This window comes from Cupriavidus oxalaticus, from assembly GCF_016894385.1.
In the GTDB taxonomy this organism is placed as follows: Bacteria; Pseudomonadota; Gammaproteobacteria; order Burkholderiales; family Burkholderiaceae; genus Cupriavidus; species Cupriavidus oxalaticus.
Genome location: NZ_CP069812.1, coordinates 2883890 through 2900983 on the forward strand (window position 1 = coordinate 2883890; position 17094 = coordinate 2900983).

Below are 17094 nucleotides of genomic sequence, written 5' to 3' on the forward strand. Positions count from 1 at the left end.
ACCTCGATATCGGAACCGCAGGATGCCAAGCTTCGCCTTAATCTGTAAGGCGACCACTTCCGGCATCTGTTGCAACCCTGCTCTGACACGCCACGGTGAAATTCGCTTACCGGAAACACTTACTATCCATCGGGTACGTAGCCTTTCTAACTGCCGCTGGCGGATCCTTCATCGGGCCGCGCCGGCGGCTCGATGAAGCCATACTTACGCAGCAATTCCTCCGGCGTCATCGGCTCCGACCACTCTCCATTGCGCTCCTGTTCCAGAATTTTCTGAGCCAGCTCATGCGACACCCCGAACTCTTCGTTGGCGTCGTCCCCCTTGTCGGTCGTCATCAGAAGTTCTCCGCCCAGCGCTCCCAATAGCCGGGTTCGTCGTGGTGGGCATTTCTCGTAGCCACGCTGAGTTGCAGCGCCCAGAAGCGCATCTTGGGAAGCCGCAGCGTTCCGTCGTCGTGCTCGAGGAAGTTTTGCAGCTTGCGGTAGGCCGGCAACTCCCGATCGAACGGCGTCGCGATGTAGATCGAGCCTCGGTAGCTCGCCATCGCGTTGTCCTTGGCAATCTCGCCGCACGCGCTCCAGGCGTAGCCGTTGGCCATCAGCCAGTCGATGACGGCCTGGCGCGACGGGTTATCCTGCCAGCGCTCCGACACGCGCGCGCCGGCCTGGTCCTCGTAGAACGTCAGGTACAGGACACCGCGCCCCTCCCTGCGGGCGATAGCGTCGATGTGCTCGATTTGCTGGGGCATCGATGCTCTCCTTTCTTGGTGTGACCGAGCGGAAGGGCATCGCGTGATTACGTCGTGAGGCAACCTCGCCGTGGTCACGCGCCTGGTCGGTCGTTGTGCCGACGCTAGGCCATTGAGTCATTTGGCGCTTTTGCGTCGCAGGTCCTCATTTCTTCGGCGGAAACTCCTCCTTTGCTTTGATCAGTTGATAGTACGTGCTCGCCCCCGCCTTCGTCAGCTTCACCTCCTCGATGAACCTCTGAATGATGTCCTTGCGGGTAACGCCCTTTACACCAATCATCCGCTTGTAGATTTCCGTAGCCACCACCATCTTGGTCGGCGCTGCAGATGCCTCCTTCTCCTGCTTGGCAGCAACCATCTGCAGCCACTCCGCGTTCGGGCTGCTGCCCTCCTTCTTGACCTCAAGCTTCTGATCTTCCTGCTTCGGAGTCACGGGGTTCACCGCGTCCGGCTTCGGGGCAATAGCGCCAGCCGTCACAACAGCCGCTGGCGGCTTCTCCTGTCCAACAGTTGCCTTGTCAGCGCTGGCGTCTTTAGCGTTCGGGGTTCCGACTGCCTTGGAATTGGTCATGATCGGGGCTCCTGATGTTTGGAGCCCCCACTGTCCGGCGAACCTTCGGGACAGACAACAGGAGCAGGGTTCAGCACTTTTTCCTGTTCCGGCATAGGGTTCACGGGGCAACAGTGATAGTTTTCACGTCACCGCGACGCATACGCGCTCTAACCTATTGTTTTTAATGGATTTTTAAGCCACACCATTAGCTTAAATAGCCCGGCGACGGGAACAGCCCGGAGCCCATCCTCCGGGCGGCAGATAACTCGCGCGTATATCAATAACAAAAAAATAGTTATCTATTCAACCAGCCATAGATGTGGGCTATCTCAGGCAATCGCTGGTTGCCGTTGAATGGCCGTGGCTCCGTCGGCGTCCTTGACGACCAAATCCCAGTCCCCTGTTTCGGGATTCCACGCGCCAGAGGCCTCCTTGAAGCAGCGACGGTAGTGATCGCTGTATGCCTGGAGCTGTTCGAGGCGATCGAGGTCAAGGCCATACGAGTAGACCTTCTTCTTCCCGTCCACATACCGCACTTTTGGCTTGCTGAACTTCAAGCCAATAAGCCTAAGAAAATCGGATAACTGCGACATGGGTTTCGACCGCAAATCTTCCCGCACGCTGACACCGAGGACGAGACCGATATTCACCACCTCCGCCTCCACAACCCTAATGAACGTCTGCAGGTATTCGGCGTCGAACCGGCCCATCGTGTTGAATGCTCCCGCTTCATCCACCACATCCGCTACGCGGAAGAGTTTTTTCAGCAGATCGCACTTGCGTTGGTATCCGTTCATATCGACGGTCGCTTTGCCCTGTTCAGCGAACCTGACCCACAGGCGCTGCGCGTTCGACGCGGTAAAAAATGAAAACAAGCGCACGCTTTCCCGGTACCGCCCATTGCCGTCGAGCGATACCAGTTCAGGGGGGACGTCCTTGACACCATAGAATTGCGCGATGCGAAAGCGCTGGAGTTGCCTTTGCTCATCGAGCGACGCATCCAGCTTGTCCTTGAGCGCCTTGTACTCTCCAGTCGTGATCCGCTTTGCGTTGGCAACGCCGTCGAACTCCCGCTTCTTGACAATCCCGCGAGCGGTCTTGAGCTGCTCTTCCAACGGCTTCAGATCGGCCCCGGACGGCTCAACCTCGACCACTTTCCAACCCTCGGATTGCTTCAGGGCGGTAAAGTGCTTGCGCGCGTTGTTGATGGAAGCGTTGCGCATCGACATCACCTGAGCATACACGTCAAGCAACTTGCTATCCGTATCATAGTCGGGAACTCCCTCCGGAGTGTAACCCCGAAGCAACTCGGGCAAGACACCATTGGCGAGAAGGCTGCTGCGAATCGCATCAACCTCGTACTCGAAGAACCGAAGTGCTGCCGATACCCACACGTGCTGCTCCTTCATGTTCCGGACGCGGGCAAGCTGCTGATCCATGTCGAAGTGGGTTGTAATCCCTACCCCGAAGAACCCGAAAACATGCGTAAACCTGTTGGCTTCCACATTGACCGAGATATCGATGCCCGTCCCCAGCGCGGGCGAGACAATCAGAACATCACAGTCGGCCACCGCATCACTGATTGATTTGATAAAGCCCTGCACTTCCCGATCACTGGAGTTTTCAGAGGTGATCAATTGAATGCGCCGTTGCACCCCGAACCTCTGATGCAGGGCTTCGGTAATGGTCTTCGCCTCGTCCTTCGAATTGCACGCCACGTACTGCTTACCGCCCGCTGCAACGGCATCGATCACCTTCCCAATCAGCTGTTCGCGGCTGTGATACATGTACAGAGTGTGATCGTCGGACTTGCGGAAGCTGTTCAAGTAGACGTAGCTCGGCCCTTTGCCCGACCTAAGGGTGTCAGTGACATTGACGGTCAGCCACCCCAAGTCCGCATCACTCAGCACCACACGCTTTGCTTGCTGTACGTAGTGGTTCAGCAAGTGAAAACATGCCTCGCGCTTGCCGTTCAGGGTGCTGGACGTGACGTGTGAGTACACCTGCTCGCTCTCATCGATCAGGATGACGTCGAATTTGTGGCGCTGCGGATTGAGCTTCGGTAAGCTATCCAGACATACCGCGTAGTGCCTTTTCACAAGATCGAGGTCTTCGTAATCCCCGATCTTGTCAAGGTAGCAACGCAGGCCAAGACGCTGTGCCAGCGATTGAAGTAAGGCTTGACGGTGACCAATCAGCAGCACTGACAGTCCTTCAGCCTTCAGCTGCGCGACAAGCTGATGAAGCCACTCCGTCTTACCGGTTCCCTTGGGGCTGCGAACGAAGGTAACACCATCACGCGCAATGGGCGAGCCGATATCGCTACCCTCGCGAGGTCCATTTCCTTGCTTGGGAGCCAAATACCGACTATCCCGGCTGTAAATTCCTGCGCCTTCCGTCATTTGGCGATATTCTGGGGGAGCGTCGGCATCCAGCCACTCGAACGGATGTTCTTCGTGTGCCAGTTCATGCAACGACCCTTCAAACCCGCTGAAGTCGAACGAAAGAAGCTCCTCGCGCTTGTTCCCAGGCGGCCAGAAGGTGCGGGCGCAAGCGCTGCAATACACCCCGTTCTGCCTGCGCTTTGATGTAACAACCATCGCGCTTGCGTGTTTGTCGTCGTGCTTCGGACAGAAGACGCGCGTACCGCTCGTCAGATCAGCAAGCGACCGCTGTCCGTGGTGCGCCGTTGTGACGACCTCGTCCCCGGACAATGCGTCTGACGACCGCCAAGTCGTCTGGCGGTCGTCCTTCACCGTCCTGTTTTTCGGCTGATCGTCGTAGGCGTCACCGTCGCCCAACTCGATCAGGTACCGGACCTGCTCCGGCGGCAGTGTCTTGCCTACGAAATGGACATCGCATGCCTCAGCTCCGAAGAACATGCGGCACGCATCGTTGCATGACCTGTCCCCGCCGAACTTGCGAATGATTCCAGTATATGCCGCACGCATATGCTTCTCGTCGGTGATGGGTGCCTCCATCACAAAGACGATGCGGAACCTGTGTGCGTCGGGCCGGTGGCTCACGGTCGTATAGATGAAGGAGCCGAACCGCTGAAAGAATGTCGATTGCAACGCGGCGTCAACAGTCGTTCCAGAGTCGATATCGACCGCCAACACCTGCATGCAGTGGAAATTGCTCGACTTGCGGGAGTTGCGGTGCTGGGCACAGAAGGCGTAGCCAGAGCGAATGCTATCGATCAGTTCAGCCACCGTGAGGTCGCGGCTCTCGAACCGCTTGGTGAGAGCCGCCCATGCGGCCTTATCGTCGTTTGCGGGCTTGTTCTTGACGGTGCGATTGATAGCGATCTTGAAGGTTGCAGAGGCGGCTGGTTGATGTTGGGACGGAGGTTGGTTCATTGCCTATTTCTTTGTAGGATTGGAAGCCAGCCACGCAGTGAGCAGTAGCATGCTGATGCTCACACCGAATGGCTTGGCGGTTGAGGACCCCGAATTCGACTTACGGCTGCATCTGGCAGAGGTCCTCGAGTTCCCGCATGAAATAGGTCAACTCACCCCAATCGTTACGCGCCAAGATCACATCAGCTTTCCGTTGCTCAGCTGGTGCTTCGCTACAGGCGTTCATCACCGGAAAGTGGTCCGGGCCTTTTCCCGTCGGCTGATAGGTAGGCATCTCGTCGGCAAAGTACGAGCGCGCCACAGCCCAGAACGCGCGGTCACATACCGAGCAATAGATGCCGTCCGTTCCACGCTCGGGGGAGGCGAGCGTTACAGCCATTGGCTGCGTATCCTCGTGGTGCGGGCAATACACCAGCTCGTTCTCGTCATGGGCGCAGAGAGGCCAAACGGCCCCGTGCGCACCACGGATCGGCTCTTCCCAGGAAAGCGTGGGCTGGTATTGCGCTTCGCCACCATCCTGCTGACAAAGCGCCTCGACGTCAGAGATGCGACTCAGATTGCCGATCTTCTTGACCAAGCTGGAAAGATCGCGCACGTCATGGCCGCACCGCGAGCACGCAATCGGCCCCACGGACTCAATGAAAACTTCGCAGACCCGCTGAATCACGCCACAGTTGCGACAAAACAAGGTGTGCTTACCTGCAGGCGGCAGCAGTTCCGCGCCTTCACTGTACTTCGCAGCATCAAGCTCACGGCACGGACAAACCCCGGACGAACAATAACTTGCCGCGTGCTCAGGAAGGCCGGGCGTCAGCGAGAAGGGCGTGTTAGCGGAAGGGCGTTGCGAATTCACCATCATGATTTCCTCGAAAAGTAAGGATCGATGGCATCGCACGATGCAGCGCAATGTATGGACGCCATCGATCAGGCACTGCCTTAGCAGTGCGACGGATCGAGGTTTTTCCCATTGCATCCGGATATCCCGGATCGGACAGCTCAAGACGCTGTGTCCGTGGCGATCACACTCACCTTCGCCCGCAGGGTGGGAAATTCGCCGGCGCTCGGCCTGCGAATCCATGTGCTTGCTACCCCGTAAAGCGCAACTGTATTGATACCCCCCTCTCCGGTCAAGCGGCAGCAAGACCATGTAAACATCCCCATCCGGCCAGGCCACTTCGACGTCGCCCCCCCCCACGAATGCCCATCAGACCTGCCAGCCAAGGCCAGCAACGCCTTTTACAATAGGCGGAGCCGTCCGCGCACCCCTCAGGTTTGTAGCTCACTGCAGACCGCTCTATGGGCTCGGAATGGGATCAGATTTTGGGGATACTGGGACGAGGGAAGCTGTTGACCTACCCGCGCGAATGACCGGAAGGTGTCCATATCAAGACTTTTCAAGGACACCGCATGACCCTACTACGACGCAACAACAGCAAGAACTGGTACTACCAGTTCCAGATCAACGGCAAGAAGTTCTTCGGCACCACCGGCACGCCGAACAAGACGAAGGCAGCACAGGTTGAGCGCGAGATGCGCAATCGCGCTCACAGCGAAGCATTCCTCGGGGAGGCCGAGACCATCACCCTCAAGGACGCCTTGGAGAAGTACCTGGAGACCCGCAAGGGCACTGCCTACTACGCCGGTATGTGTTCCGGGGTCCGAAAGGCAATGGGCTACAAGCTCCATCCCAAGACCAAGGCGAAACTTCCCTGCTACGGCCTCGATCCGGACATGTTGCTGCACACGCTCCAGACCCGCGATATCGACCAACTTGTGGCCCGGCGCAAGTCCGAGGGCGACAAGCCTGCCACCATCAAGCACGAGATCGGCCTGATTCGCGCGACCATGAACGAGATGGCAAAGCTGGGCTACAAGGCAAATAAAGACATCGTTTATCCCGCGCTTAAAACCGCGTATAGGCTTCGATATCTCGATTCCAACGAAGAAGCGGCGTTATTGCGCGAGCTCGATCCCAACGCCGTCAGAGCGGGTTTAAAGCCGATTGAGGAGCGAACATCCGAGATGCATAGGAACGTGCAGGACAACTATGACCTGACGGTGTTCTTGCTCGACACGGGATGCCGGTACTCCGAGGTTGCTAACATCCCGTGGTCGGCAATCGACATGGCGGCGGGCACCATCAGCCTGTATCGCAGCAAGGTGCGAAATGAGGATGTCCTGCACATGACCACCCGCCTGCGGGAGATTTTGGAACGGCGATTCAGCCAGCGCCGGCATGACCAGCGCTACGTGTTCGAGGACCGAAACGGTCATGAACGCGGCTACAGCAGTAAGTCAATCAAGAAAGCCATCGACCGCGCCGGCCTGAACGAACCCACCGTGGTAAAGGAACGCGGTGGCCGTGTCACCCTGCACACCTTGCGACATACGTTCGCTAGCAAACTCGTGCGGGCGGGGGTTAGCCTCTATGAGGTGTCTGTTCTTCTGGGGCACAGTGACCCGAAGATGACACAGCGCTATGCTCACCTGAGCCCGAATCAAGCTAGTAAGAAGGCCGCAGGGTTGATTGACTCGATGCTGGCGGCGTAGAGAAATAGGTGCGATTGGATCATTTAGCAAGGTGCGTAATTCCTGAGCATTCCGTCCCTTGCTGTCACGCCCGCACTGCCCCTGCCAGTGCGGTGAGCATATCCAGAGCGCCACCTCGCAGCACGACTCAACGTGCATCGCTGGCCGGCTCATCTTGCGGGTTGATTCGGATCATCCGATGCGCCACCCGCTCGCCAAATCGCCGGACGGTCGGGATGGCTTCGCCAGCACCGATCTCAATGACGAGAATCCCCTCCCGTACCTTGCACCACGCATCAAGCCGATCCCGGTCTTCAATGGTCGGTCCGTAGACCCACGTGTCGTCATCGAACATTAAGATATGTGGGCGTGCTAGTGCCCCACAAGCTGGACACCTCGGCGGGGCATTCCTGAGCAAGCAACGCTCATTGCTCACTACCGGCCAGAAGGCCTCGGCGGGCCACACTTTCCCATTGCAGCCATCCAGGCATTGCAGCATGTGGATTGAACCATGGCATTCGTGCACGCATCCGGCTTCGAAGCCCGCGCGTTGAAAGTGCCCGTCCACGTTGCTAGTAAAGACGCGGTAGCCGTCTCGCATCGACGTTGCCAAGTCCCTCAGGATACCGAATCCGGCGTGGGGGACTGCTCTCCGATAGAGCTTGAGTCGTTGCCCGTAGAAGCCCCATGCTTGTTCTGGTCGAGAACGGAATGCCTCAGGCGTAGCGATGTCGTAGAACCCGATCCGATCATGTTTCAGCGCTGGGTATACGCGCCAGAAGCCATCCGGACCGCGAAAATCCGGCAATCCGGAATCGACCCCCATACCTGCCCCTGCCGTAATGATGATGGAGGTAGCTTCTCGCACCCAGCGAGCAGCGGTCAGCAGTTCAATATTGTCCATAAGTATTACAGCAAATACTGCTGCCTGCTCCCGTTTATGGTGATCAGCAAACTCTCTCGCCAATATGAGACTAACGGAAATGCGACACTCGAGGCATGGCGTCCATCTTGGCTCGAAGTGTCGATTTTTTAGCCTCCCACTCCTCCATCTGCCGGGTTTTCTCATCACTGGAAAGCGAATCCCAATCCGGGGTAACCGACTTGAACGAAGGATTATGCTCTTGGAGATACATCATCTGCTTGGTCGCTTCATGGAAGGGCCTTTCGTACAAATCGTACAGGCTATCGCGACGAGCCTGTTCACGATCAGACGGCACCCACGCGAAATGATTACCACAACGCCCATACATACGGGCGACGCTATAATTCACTGCTGCCAATCCCAAGCAGTATGCCCAGTTGATTTGAACCAACGACAAGTAATCGTGCCCATGGAGAATTGCTTTATCCGCAAACACCGAATGCATCAATCCAAACCAATTGAACGATGCTGCAAGCCAAAACATTCCTTCGCGACTATCTGGGCTGATGATGGCAAAAGCAAAAAACGATAGAAGTAGCGTGATTGCCCAGTACATCAACAGGGCAAAGCAAGCACGATACGACTTCCAGAATTTGACCTCGTCCTCGCACGACGCTGATGGCGACTCTTCTGCGGCTCCCTTCACCTTCAACCAGAAATAGTAGGGCAATGAACAGATGCCAATTACCATCCAGGTCAGCCAGACCGTCCGCAACAAGCTTAGGATAGGATTACATTGAGAATCGCTCATAGTTCACTCCTACAAGTCTTGATCGTCGAGAATTGTCCCCAAAAGCAAGAAAGGTGAGCAGCGGTTGACCACTCACCTCTCAAAAGCCGCAACTACGTGTTATCCGCGTTGTCGCTGATCAGGTTGCCGTTCAGCGGCACGTACCATTCGATCCACGGGGCCATCAATGCAGAATCGGCTCGTCGATGCCATGATGAATTCTGGCGTTGTCGAGCAGCATCCAGTGGCGCTTGCCTGGCTCGCCATTCTGCGCGACCTGTTCCAGCAGCCAGCCTCAGTCTTGTTTGGCGACGCTTACCATGTAGTCAACCGCAGCGATGACGTCGGCGTCCGGCCCGGCATAGCCTCCCTTCGGCGGCATCACACCCTTCCCCTTCAGGGCAAAGCTGCGAACGACATCCGTGCCTTCTCTCAGGCGCGGCGCCCAGGCGGCCTTGTCGCCCAACTTGGGTGCGCCAGCAACACCGGACGCATGGCAGGCGGTGCAGACTTGCTCGTAGACCTTCTTGCCAGTCTCGATCGATGCCGTTGCAGGCGCCGGTGCAAGCGCGGCCACAGGAGCGGTAGCAAGGGTTGCGCTAGATCCGGATGCCGCGGCTACACCACTTGTGGCCGGTACGCAGTTGCCTTTGACTTTCATGCGCAAAGTCCCCTCCATTACACCTTCATACTCCATGTGGCTTGCCTCTGTGCGAGTGAATTTCCCCACAAAACTGGGGCTATTATCACCCACTATCATGGTTGTACCGACTACACGATCTGTGATTTCGAATTTCGCCCCATCAACTTTATATACCGCTTGATAACGAACGGGCCTATTCCCTGGAGAAAAAATGATGTGATTTACCTGTCCCGATTGATGGAACATAAAATCCTCAGTAGCACCAGTTCGATCACCATCAATTTCCAGATCGCACTTCCAATGAACCCCCATGATTACTGATGATTCAATTTTCTCACCACACGCCCCTAAGGTCGCCATCATCGATAGCGCTATCAGCCCTGAAAATGCATACTTGAGCATTTTTTGCTTTCACATTGTTAGATTCTGTCGATCCCAGAGAATTATGAAAACTCTCTCTACATACTCCAGCGAGACCGCACGGATTTTCGAGAAAAATTCTCTTATACTAAACAAACAACAGAAAATACCACCCTTGACATAATCTTTCAGCGCACGTCGATTCCATCATCTGGATACACCAAATCTACCTGCACAGCCACACGCACAGTAGCCCCCACTTTCAGACACGCCGGCAGATCCACATCAAACAGTCTTCCCACATATATAACCTGATGGCGACACTTCCCCCGCTTTGCGGGTTGAGGCGCAGAATAGGGACTACCATTCCAATCGTAGCTTGGCGCTGGCGATGCATCGACCACAACCGCGCTGTCCAAAAACTGATTGTCGGCCCAAGCGATGGCAGGAACAGCGCAAATAAGCACGATTGAGAACGCCATTCCCACGTATTTCGCAGCAAGATTTAGCCACTCACATCGACGCATTCAGCATTTCCCCAATCTAGTATGATAAGTCTCTAGGAGAAGCACGCTGCCGGGATCCTTCTAATGGAATCGTTGATCCGGGCAGTTCTTTCGTATTCAGACATGCCTCCACTGCTCGCCAGACCACGCAGTAATCTAGCTCTAGCTTGGCAATCCGGGGGTTGCTTTTAGAGACTGCGCCACTCGCAAAGCAACGATAAAGGGATCATTACTTTCTGGAGCATTATCTACCTTACTGCAGGCTGCGGCAGCCAGTGCAGTCGCACCCACAAATAAAACGGCGCCATACCGATAATTTCGCATTGAACTCAATCTCACAGTTTCCCTAATGGAATCCCATGATCCTACTTAAAATATTTAAGCAAGGGCACTGTGGGATGTACGCGACCTATTGCGGCAACTACGGTAGTATGCTGCGGCCTTCCTCGAGTTGATGAAATATCGGATGAAGTGCTTTAATACTTGACATCAAGAACGAAGTTCGTACACCTGCCATGCTGTTCCTTCTTAGCTTTATATTTGGCGTCGGCCTATATTTTTACGCGCTGAGGCACAACAGAAGCAAATACTGGGGGCCCGTGGTTATGCTTCTTCAAGCCCTCTTGCGACTCTACGACGAGATGAAAGGTGGATTCTCAGATGTAGAGATCTTTGTCTACTCGATCGCGCTGACCCTAGCTCTATACTGGCTCATCGGGCAGATGAGTGCGGCAATGACGAAATGTCAGCATTGCAAGAAGCTTACCGTTGCTGAGAATGGCAAATGCCAGCATTGCGACCAGCCGGTTGACATGCAGCACCGAGTAGAATAAGGCTAATCGGCCAGTAGTTTCATCCGTACCAACTCGGCGACCGATGCCACCTCTAGTTTTTCGAAACCCGATGCCCGATAGGCTTCCACAGTTCGAAGCGAGAGGCCCAAATCCTCTGCAATTCGCTTGTTTATCAGACCATCAGCAACGCGTTCGCAAACCTCCCGCTCACGAGGCGTCAGTTTGTTGAAACGTGCCTTTGCTTCATCAATCTGATGCCGGGCTGCCTGCCCATCCCGGCAGACACGGACAGCCTTTTGCAGACTGTCGATCAATACCTGCTCGTCAATCGGCTTTGTCAGAAAGTCGACTGCGCCGCTCAGGAATGCGCGGCGGCACTGAGCCACGTCGCCGTGCCCAGTGATCATAATGATGGGCAGCCTGCACCCCGTAGCGACAAGGCGCTCCTGCACTGCAAGGCCGCTGATGGCCGGCATCCGAATATCCAGTACTAGGCAACCAAGTTCATCCCCTCGGAACTGCTCAAAGAACTCGGATGGGTGGGCGAACGCCTTAACGTTCATACCCACTGACCGCAGCAGCAGGGACAAGGAATCGCGGACGGCGTCATCGTCGTCCACCAAGTAGACCACTGGGCTATCGGCCTGCATCACCTGATTTCTCCGTTCTCATTGCCGGCAGGAAGAGAATAAACTCCGCGCCCTGCTCCACTTCACTGCTTTCGATCAACTTGCCGCCATGCATCTCTGCAATGGACTGGCAGATGGTCAGCCCCAGACCCATCCCATTTGCCTTGGTGGTCTGGAATGGGTGGAACAATTTCTCGCGTACTAGCGAAGAAATGCCCGATCCGTTGTCTTTGACACTGAGATATACCATGCTGGCATCGCTCTCGATCACGAGAGTTAGCCTTCGCTCTCCATCGGGCTGATTTTCCATTGCTTCGAGAGCATTGCGGACGAGATTCAGCACGAGCTGCTCAACCTGCACGCTATCGCCATCGACGTACGGAAGCTCCGAAGGTGCCACGACCTCAGGAACAATCGCATGCGTCCGTAGCTCCGATTCGGTCAGCGTCAGTACGTTCTGCACGACTTGTCGCATATCTAGTGGTTGCCTACTGACGGGCCGCTTGCTGACGAAGGCTCGGAGCCGCTTGATGATCTCCCCGGCGCGCTTGGCCTGCTCGGTCGTGGATCGCATTGCGTGCTCGACCATGTCGTAATCCACCTCCGCTTCTCGCAACAGGCGCAAGCATGCCTGGTTATAGCTGAGGATCGCGGTAAGAGGCTGGTTCAATTCATGCGCAATTCCCGATGCCATTTCGCCCATCGAATGCAGACGTCCAACGTGTGCAAGTTCGCTCTGATGGTCCCGCAAACGCTGCTCACTTGCCTGCAATGCTTCCAGCGCACGTGTCCGCACTGGCCCCATATCCCGCAGGACAATAACAGCGCCACTGAGTACCTGCTCCTGGTCAAAGAGCGGAGACGCCGAGCCTTCGACGAGCACCCTCTCCGCATTTTCCCGCACGAGGTAGCTATGATCCGGTAGCTGGACCGCAGTCTGCTGCAACAGACATTCGAGGAATGGGCTCGACTGCATCTGACGGGCAAGGTCATATCCAATCGGCAGAACGTCGTCAATGGAGCTACCGACGATTGCGTTCTGCGATTTCGCCAGCAACACCTCGCAGACCGGGTTCGCATACTCAACCACCCCATTCCTGTCTACCGTAAGAACCGCGTCGGCAATGGACTGAAGGATGACCATGGCTCGCTCCCTCTCACGGAACATGCGTTGCTCCACTTCGAGGGCTTTGGATTTGGCCACCTTCCTCTGCCTCAAGATCACAAGGCTCAGTGCGGTAATGGCGAGCGATGCAACCAGCGTAAGCACAGTCGGCAGCGGTCGTATCACTTCCAGACCTACTTGCCGCCGAGTCTCAAACTCGAAGGGCTGGGATTCGCTGGGCAGGCTTCTCTCAAAAACAAACTCTGGGAAGACTGATCGGATTAGCCGGCTGCGCGGTTCTGGATCGATTCTATCGATGCTGCCGTCCTCGCTGTTGCGGTCATACCCACGGTGATAGAGCCGCATGGAAAACCACTTGGACGGCAGTTCATCGCGACTCAAGAACTTGTTCGTGTGAATGAGCATCGATACTACCCGCGTCGCTTCCGCATACCTTGCGGGCAAGTCAGACGACGGAGAGCGGGAGGAAAAGATTGCCTTGAAAATGAGATATCCTCGCCCGCCTTCGAATAGATCGAAGGGAGCAGATACCGCGGGCCGACCCGTCCTGATTGTCTCGTCAATCGCGGCGTGAAATTTCCTGTCCGCGTAGACATCCAGTCCAAGGACAGATTTGGCACCCTCGATGGCGGGCTCCATGAAGGTGATTGGGTAGTAGAAGGGTCTGGGGGAAGCAGGCCGCCAGTTTCGTTCGCCGCTGAAGCCGAAATCTTTGATGCGGTAGTCCCTGTCAATGTGAGTCCGCGCCCAACGCTCAAACCCCCGGACAGCACCGAACTCGACCCTGGGCTGCAGCTCAATCGTATAGATATGCTGGTAGCGATCCAGCATTTCCTTGGCATAGCTGCGGGTAGCTAGGGGCTTCAGGCCAGGAAACGTACTTAGTAGCGCCTCAATCCCGGCTAGCACCGCCTCGTTCTGATCTAGACGTTGCCGGACGATTTCGTATATGGACTCGGATTCGCGCTGGAACTCAGTCCGCAAGCGTCCTACCTCCGAAACCGCGAGCACACCGATAGTCACGAGCGACACGGCAAGCCATGCCGCTAGCGCGAGCCATATTGTGCGCATGTCGATTCCGGCGATCTGACGTTGTTGGGCGGCCATGTGCGATCTGCTAAACAGGGGCAAATCGCAATTTTATGCATCTCTTGACAATGGACTGCCGCGAGGAACCGGCCTGCTACGGCCTATATCCTCGGGCTGCCGCCCCATCGCGGCCAGTCGCCGTCCAGCAACTTACCTCAGATCGAATACAAATTCGACCATATTCTTTCTAATTCCAATTGGGATGTTCATCAGAGATGGAATGGACACCACTATTGTGTCCTATGCCTACTCGATCAACACTCCCCGGCGAAGACGCTCAGGACGCAGCTATAGCGGCCCGCGTGGGATCAGCCATTGCCGAGCTACGACGTGCTCGCGGCCTGACACAGGCCAAGCTGGCGGAGATGATCAACTTGGAGCAGGAAGCGATCAGTCGCTGGGAGCGAGGCACACGGGTTCCAACGTTATACCGCCTTCAGCAGCTCAGCGACGCATTGGAATGCACGGTGGACGACCTATTGCGGCGCGGCTCGCGGCATATCGACGACCAGACTGCCGTGGTATCACATGCCTTGAAGGGGCTGGGGCCAGATGAGCGAGCGCTCGTGATTAGCTTTGTTCAGCAGTTCACGGAACTGCTGCGATCCAAGCATCCGGCACGCAGCCAGCGTCGCAAGTGAATGCTCACATGGAGTCCCAGGGATTCTGCTGCTAGTGCTTGCTGTGAGAATCGGTCTGGAATTCGTCGTCAATCAATACTCATCAGGCAGAAGCAGTGTGGTAACGCTCCGATCCGCTTCAGTGATGATCCAGACCCGCACGCCGGCGATGTCATACGCGGACAGGATGCACCAGCCGTGCTCGACTGCCAAGTCGTTCGCTTTCACGTCCTCGGCAGGCACCAAGCCCCAATCACCACGGGCGTGCCGTGCGAGATACGGAACCGGGCCGATTGAACACTGAGCCAGGTGGGACATCACACCTCGTGTTGCAACAATCTGCCCGAGGGGAAAAAGCGAACCTCGGCTGCCGCCGGACTTCGGCGAAATCTTCGAGGGTCGATTTTTGGCGGAAGACATACTGTACTCGTCCTTGTGAGAGTGGCCACTCACACGGGTACCTACTGACCTTGCCGGCTGTAGGCAATCCAGATCCGCTGCACCATTTCTCCGGCCAGTTCCCCTGCCTCGAAGCCGGCGATGTCCTCGCACAGCAAATGCAACCGGTCTATGAACTCAGCGCAGGAGAGATTGACCCCGAAGTGTTCGCCCACAATCTCCGCAAGCGCCAATTCTTGGTCTGCGGACAATGCGGGAACGCGGGAAATGGATGAGGTAGCCATCCGGGCACCTTCCTACGACCACACCGGACAGCACAACAACCACAGTGTGTAGCCCCACCGTCGAGGGGAAGTGAACACAGTGCGTAGTACCGCAGAATCACTGCAGAAAAAAGCCCGTTGTCCGGTCCAGGCATTTGCGGCCGGCCCTGCCTGCATGACACGTCAACGTCCGTCCGTCAAACCGTAAAGAAAAAACGATGAGCATCTACTCGATTCCAGGCGGCGAAATCCATGTTGGCTCGCTGCCCAGCGGAGATCTGACTGTCAGGGGATATGGCTGCGATGCTGCGATAAGCCTGGCGCGCAGCGTTGCCGGCCAGCACTTCGGCAAGTGGGAGCCAAGGTATCAGAACTGGATAGTTCCCGCCCGCAATAGCTTTTCTTTGAAGAGGGACCTAGCGTCGAAGACTACGCAAGTTTCGTAACGTCCAACCGACTTATAGCTACTCCAGATTCGGTGCACCATGTCGCCGGGGAGGCTGCCTGCATCTAAGCCGGCGATGTCCTCGCACAGTAGATGTAGCCGGTCGAGAAAGTCGGCATAGGAAAGGCCAGACCCGAAGGATTCGCTCACCATCTCCGCTAGTACTTGCTCTTGGGCCGGAGATAGCGCGGAAGGGCAGCGATCGGGCGGAGTAGTCATCCACCCAGCATCCACGCCGCCCAAGTATTAGGCAACGAGCCGCAACTCGACCAATGCAGCGTGTTCAGCAATCCGCTGCAAAAAAATCCCAGGGAGCCGGATCAGGCGCGAATCGATGGCACTCGCACTGTAAGCAGACCACTTCCGAGTCGCCCCTGGTAGCGTTCGTGATTACTCTCCGAACCTAAACTTGCTAGCCTCCAAGTACTCGTCGACCAGCTCCATTGCGATCCAGCGCCGCTGAAGCTGCTCGGCCACAGATCCTGCCGTGTTCGATCCAGCGAAAGGATCTACCACGACATCCCCCTCATCAGTCAGCAATTTGATGAAGAACTCCGGCAATGCAGCCGGGAACCGCGCCGGGTGAATCTTGATGCCCGCCTCTTTGCATCGCCGGGTATAAACATCGTTTGCGGCATTATTGCCCAACACCAGCATCTCCGATGCGATCTGTTCCTCGACTACATTCGTCGGGATAGAGCCTCCGTTGGCGATTTTATCGAACGAGGCATTGATGTTATGGCCTGAGGGCCGTGTTGTAGTCTTGACCCCTTTCTTGGCAAGTCGAAGCATATCGGCGCTGTAAGGCCGGAGCACCTTCCGATTGTCCGCTTTCGGAAATGGGGTCTTCGAAAACCACCAGACGTACTCGACGGAATCTCGAATACGAACACGCCTGACCGTCACCCACTCCGCCGGAACCGGCATCTTGGCGGGGTTGTACCAAAAGCATTCTTGGGCCAGATGAAAACCGATCTCTTCTACGAGCGCGATCATCAACTTGAAATGGTACAGAGATCGCGTTGGGTATTTCGGGTTGTAGCTTCCACCAATGTTCAGCACAAAGCTACCGTCATCCGCAAGAACTCGAAATATTTCCTTCGCGAACGTGAGGAACCACTCAACGTAATCGGCCTTGCTGACGTTGCCATACTCCTTCTTGAAATGCAAAGCATATGGCGGAGACGTGAACACCAGGTTGACCGACCCATCGGGCATCTTAGCAAGGTGCTCTCGCGAATCGCCTAGGTACGCCGCTCCATACTCGGTCTTGTAGAAAGGCTTGCGACGCGGCAGCAATACCTTCGGATGTTCATAAGCGCTAGCGAACAGTGTGGATTGGGGTAGGTCTACAGCGCTATTCATTTCAGCAAAGT

General features: G+C 56.1%; 15 protein-coding genes. 2 read left to right on the forward strand and 13 right to left on the reverse strand.

Annotated elements, in window-relative coordinates; translation table 11 throughout:
• Window positions 1–146 precede the first annotated feature (146 nt).
• The 5 genes from JTE92_RS25765 to JTE92_RS25785 all read right to left on the reverse strand — a co-directional run bounded on the left by JTE92_RS25765 (window position 147) and on the right by JTE92_RS25785 (window position 5738).
• Window positions 147–335, reverse strand: coding sequence for a hypothetical protein (locus JTE92_RS25765; RefSeq protein WP_063240519.1), 189 nt, complete (start codon window positions 333–335; stop codon window positions 147–149).
• Window positions 335–748, reverse strand: coding sequence for a hypothetical protein (locus JTE92_RS25770; protein WP_063240520.1), 414 nt, complete (start codon window positions 746–748; stop codon window positions 335–337). Before JTE92_RS25770 ends, JTE92_RS25765 begins: the two co-directional genes overlap by 1 nt.
• Window positions 749–893: 145 nt before the next feature.
• Window positions 894–1211 (reverse strand): hypothetical protein, encoded by a 318-nt coding sequence (locus JTE92_RS30820; RefSeq protein WP_371136933.1) that lies wholly within the window; start codon window positions 1209–1211, stop codon window positions 894–896.
• 419 nt (window positions 1212–1630) lie between these two features.
• Window positions 1631–4660, reverse strand: coding sequence for a plasmid replication protein, CyRepA1 family (locus JTE92_RS25780; protein WP_063240521.1), 3030 nt, complete (start codon window positions 4658–4660; stop codon window positions 1631–1633).
• Window positions 4661–4760: 100 nt separating this feature from the next.
• Entirely contained in the window at window positions 4761–5738 is a 978-nt protein-coding gene (locus tag JTE92_RS25785) for a hypothetical protein (protein ID WP_147318578.1), read from the reverse strand.
• 329 nt (window positions 5739–6067) lie between these two features.
• Between JTE92_RS25785 and JTE92_RS25790 the strand changes: the two genes are divergently transcribed.
• The gene (locus JTE92_RS25790) at window positions 6068–7210 is read left to right on the forward strand and encodes a tyrosine-type recombinase/integrase (protein WP_063240523.1); all 1143 of its coding nucleotides are present in this window, start codon (window positions 6068–6070) and stop codon (window positions 7208–7210) included.
• A gap of 127 nt (window positions 7211–7337) precedes the next feature.
• Here the strand turns inward: JTE92_RS25790 and JTE92_RS25795 are convergent, their stop codons facing one another.
• The 5 genes from JTE92_RS25795 to JTE92_RS25815 all read right to left on the reverse strand — a co-directional run bounded on the left by JTE92_RS25795 (window position 7338) and on the right by JTE92_RS25815 (window position 14009).
• On the reverse strand, window positions 7338–8093 hold the full coding sequence (locus tag JTE92_RS25795) for an SIR2 family NAD-dependent protein deacylase (protein WP_084254714.1): 756 nt from the start codon (window positions 8091–8093) through the stop codon (window positions 7338–7340).
• A 70-nt stretch (window positions 8094–8163) separates the two neighbouring features.
• Window positions 8164–8865 (reverse strand): hypothetical protein, encoded by a 702-nt coding sequence (locus JTE92_RS25800; RefSeq protein ID WP_147318579.1) that lies wholly within the window; start codon window positions 8863–8865, stop codon window positions 8164–8166.
• A gap of 274 nt (window positions 8866–9139) precedes the next feature.
• A complete protein-coding gene (locus JTE92_RS25805; RefSeq protein ID WP_084254715.1) occupies window positions 9140–9889 on the reverse strand; it encodes a c-type cytochrome in 750 nt (249 codons plus the stop codon).
• A 1299-nt stretch (window positions 9890–11188) separates the two neighbouring features.
• Window positions 11189–11797 (reverse strand): response regulator transcription factor, encoded by a 609-nt coding sequence (locus tag JTE92_RS25810; protein WP_063240525.1) that lies wholly within the window; start codon window positions 11795–11797, stop codon window positions 11189–11191.
• Window positions 11784–14009 (reverse strand): CHASE domain-containing protein, encoded by a 2226-nt coding sequence (locus JTE92_RS25815; protein WP_063240526.1) that lies wholly within the window; start codon window positions 14007–14009, stop codon window positions 11784–11786. The genes JTE92_RS25810 and JTE92_RS25815 overlap by 14 nt, the downstream gene beginning before the upstream one ends.
• Window positions 14010–14293: 284 nt before the next feature.
• On the opposite strand from JTE92_RS25815, the gene JTE92_RS25820 reads away from it, so the two are divergent.
• Window positions 14294–14632 carry a helix-turn-helix domain-containing protein gene (locus tag JTE92_RS25820; RefSeq protein ID WP_232353320.1) on the forward strand — a complete coding sequence of 113 codons (339 nt, stop codon included), beginning with the start codon at window positions 14294–14296 and terminating at the stop codon, window positions 14630–14632.
• Between the two features lie 72 nt (window positions 14633–14704).
• On the opposite strand, the gene JTE92_RS25825 is transcribed toward JTE92_RS25820, so the two are convergent.
• The 3 genes from JTE92_RS25825 to JTE92_RS25835 form a co-directional block, all read right to left on the reverse strand.
• Window positions 14705–15031, reverse strand: a complete 327-nt coding sequence (locus JTE92_RS25825) for a hypothetical protein (RefSeq protein ID WP_232353321.1) — start codon at window positions 15029–15031, stop codon at window positions 14705–14707.
• A 41-nt stretch (window positions 15032–15072) separates the two neighbouring features.
• Entirely contained in the window at window positions 15073–15294 is a 222-nt protein-coding gene (locus tag JTE92_RS25830; RefSeq protein WP_063240528.1) for a hypothetical protein, read from the reverse strand.
• Between the two features lie 814 nt (window positions 15295–16108).
• The gene (locus JTE92_RS25835; RefSeq protein WP_084254717.1) at window positions 16109–17083 is read right to left on the reverse strand and encodes a DNA-methyltransferase; all 975 of its coding nucleotides are present in this window, start codon (window positions 17081–17083) and stop codon (window positions 16109–16111) included.
• Window positions 17084–17094: the final 11 nt, after the last annotated feature.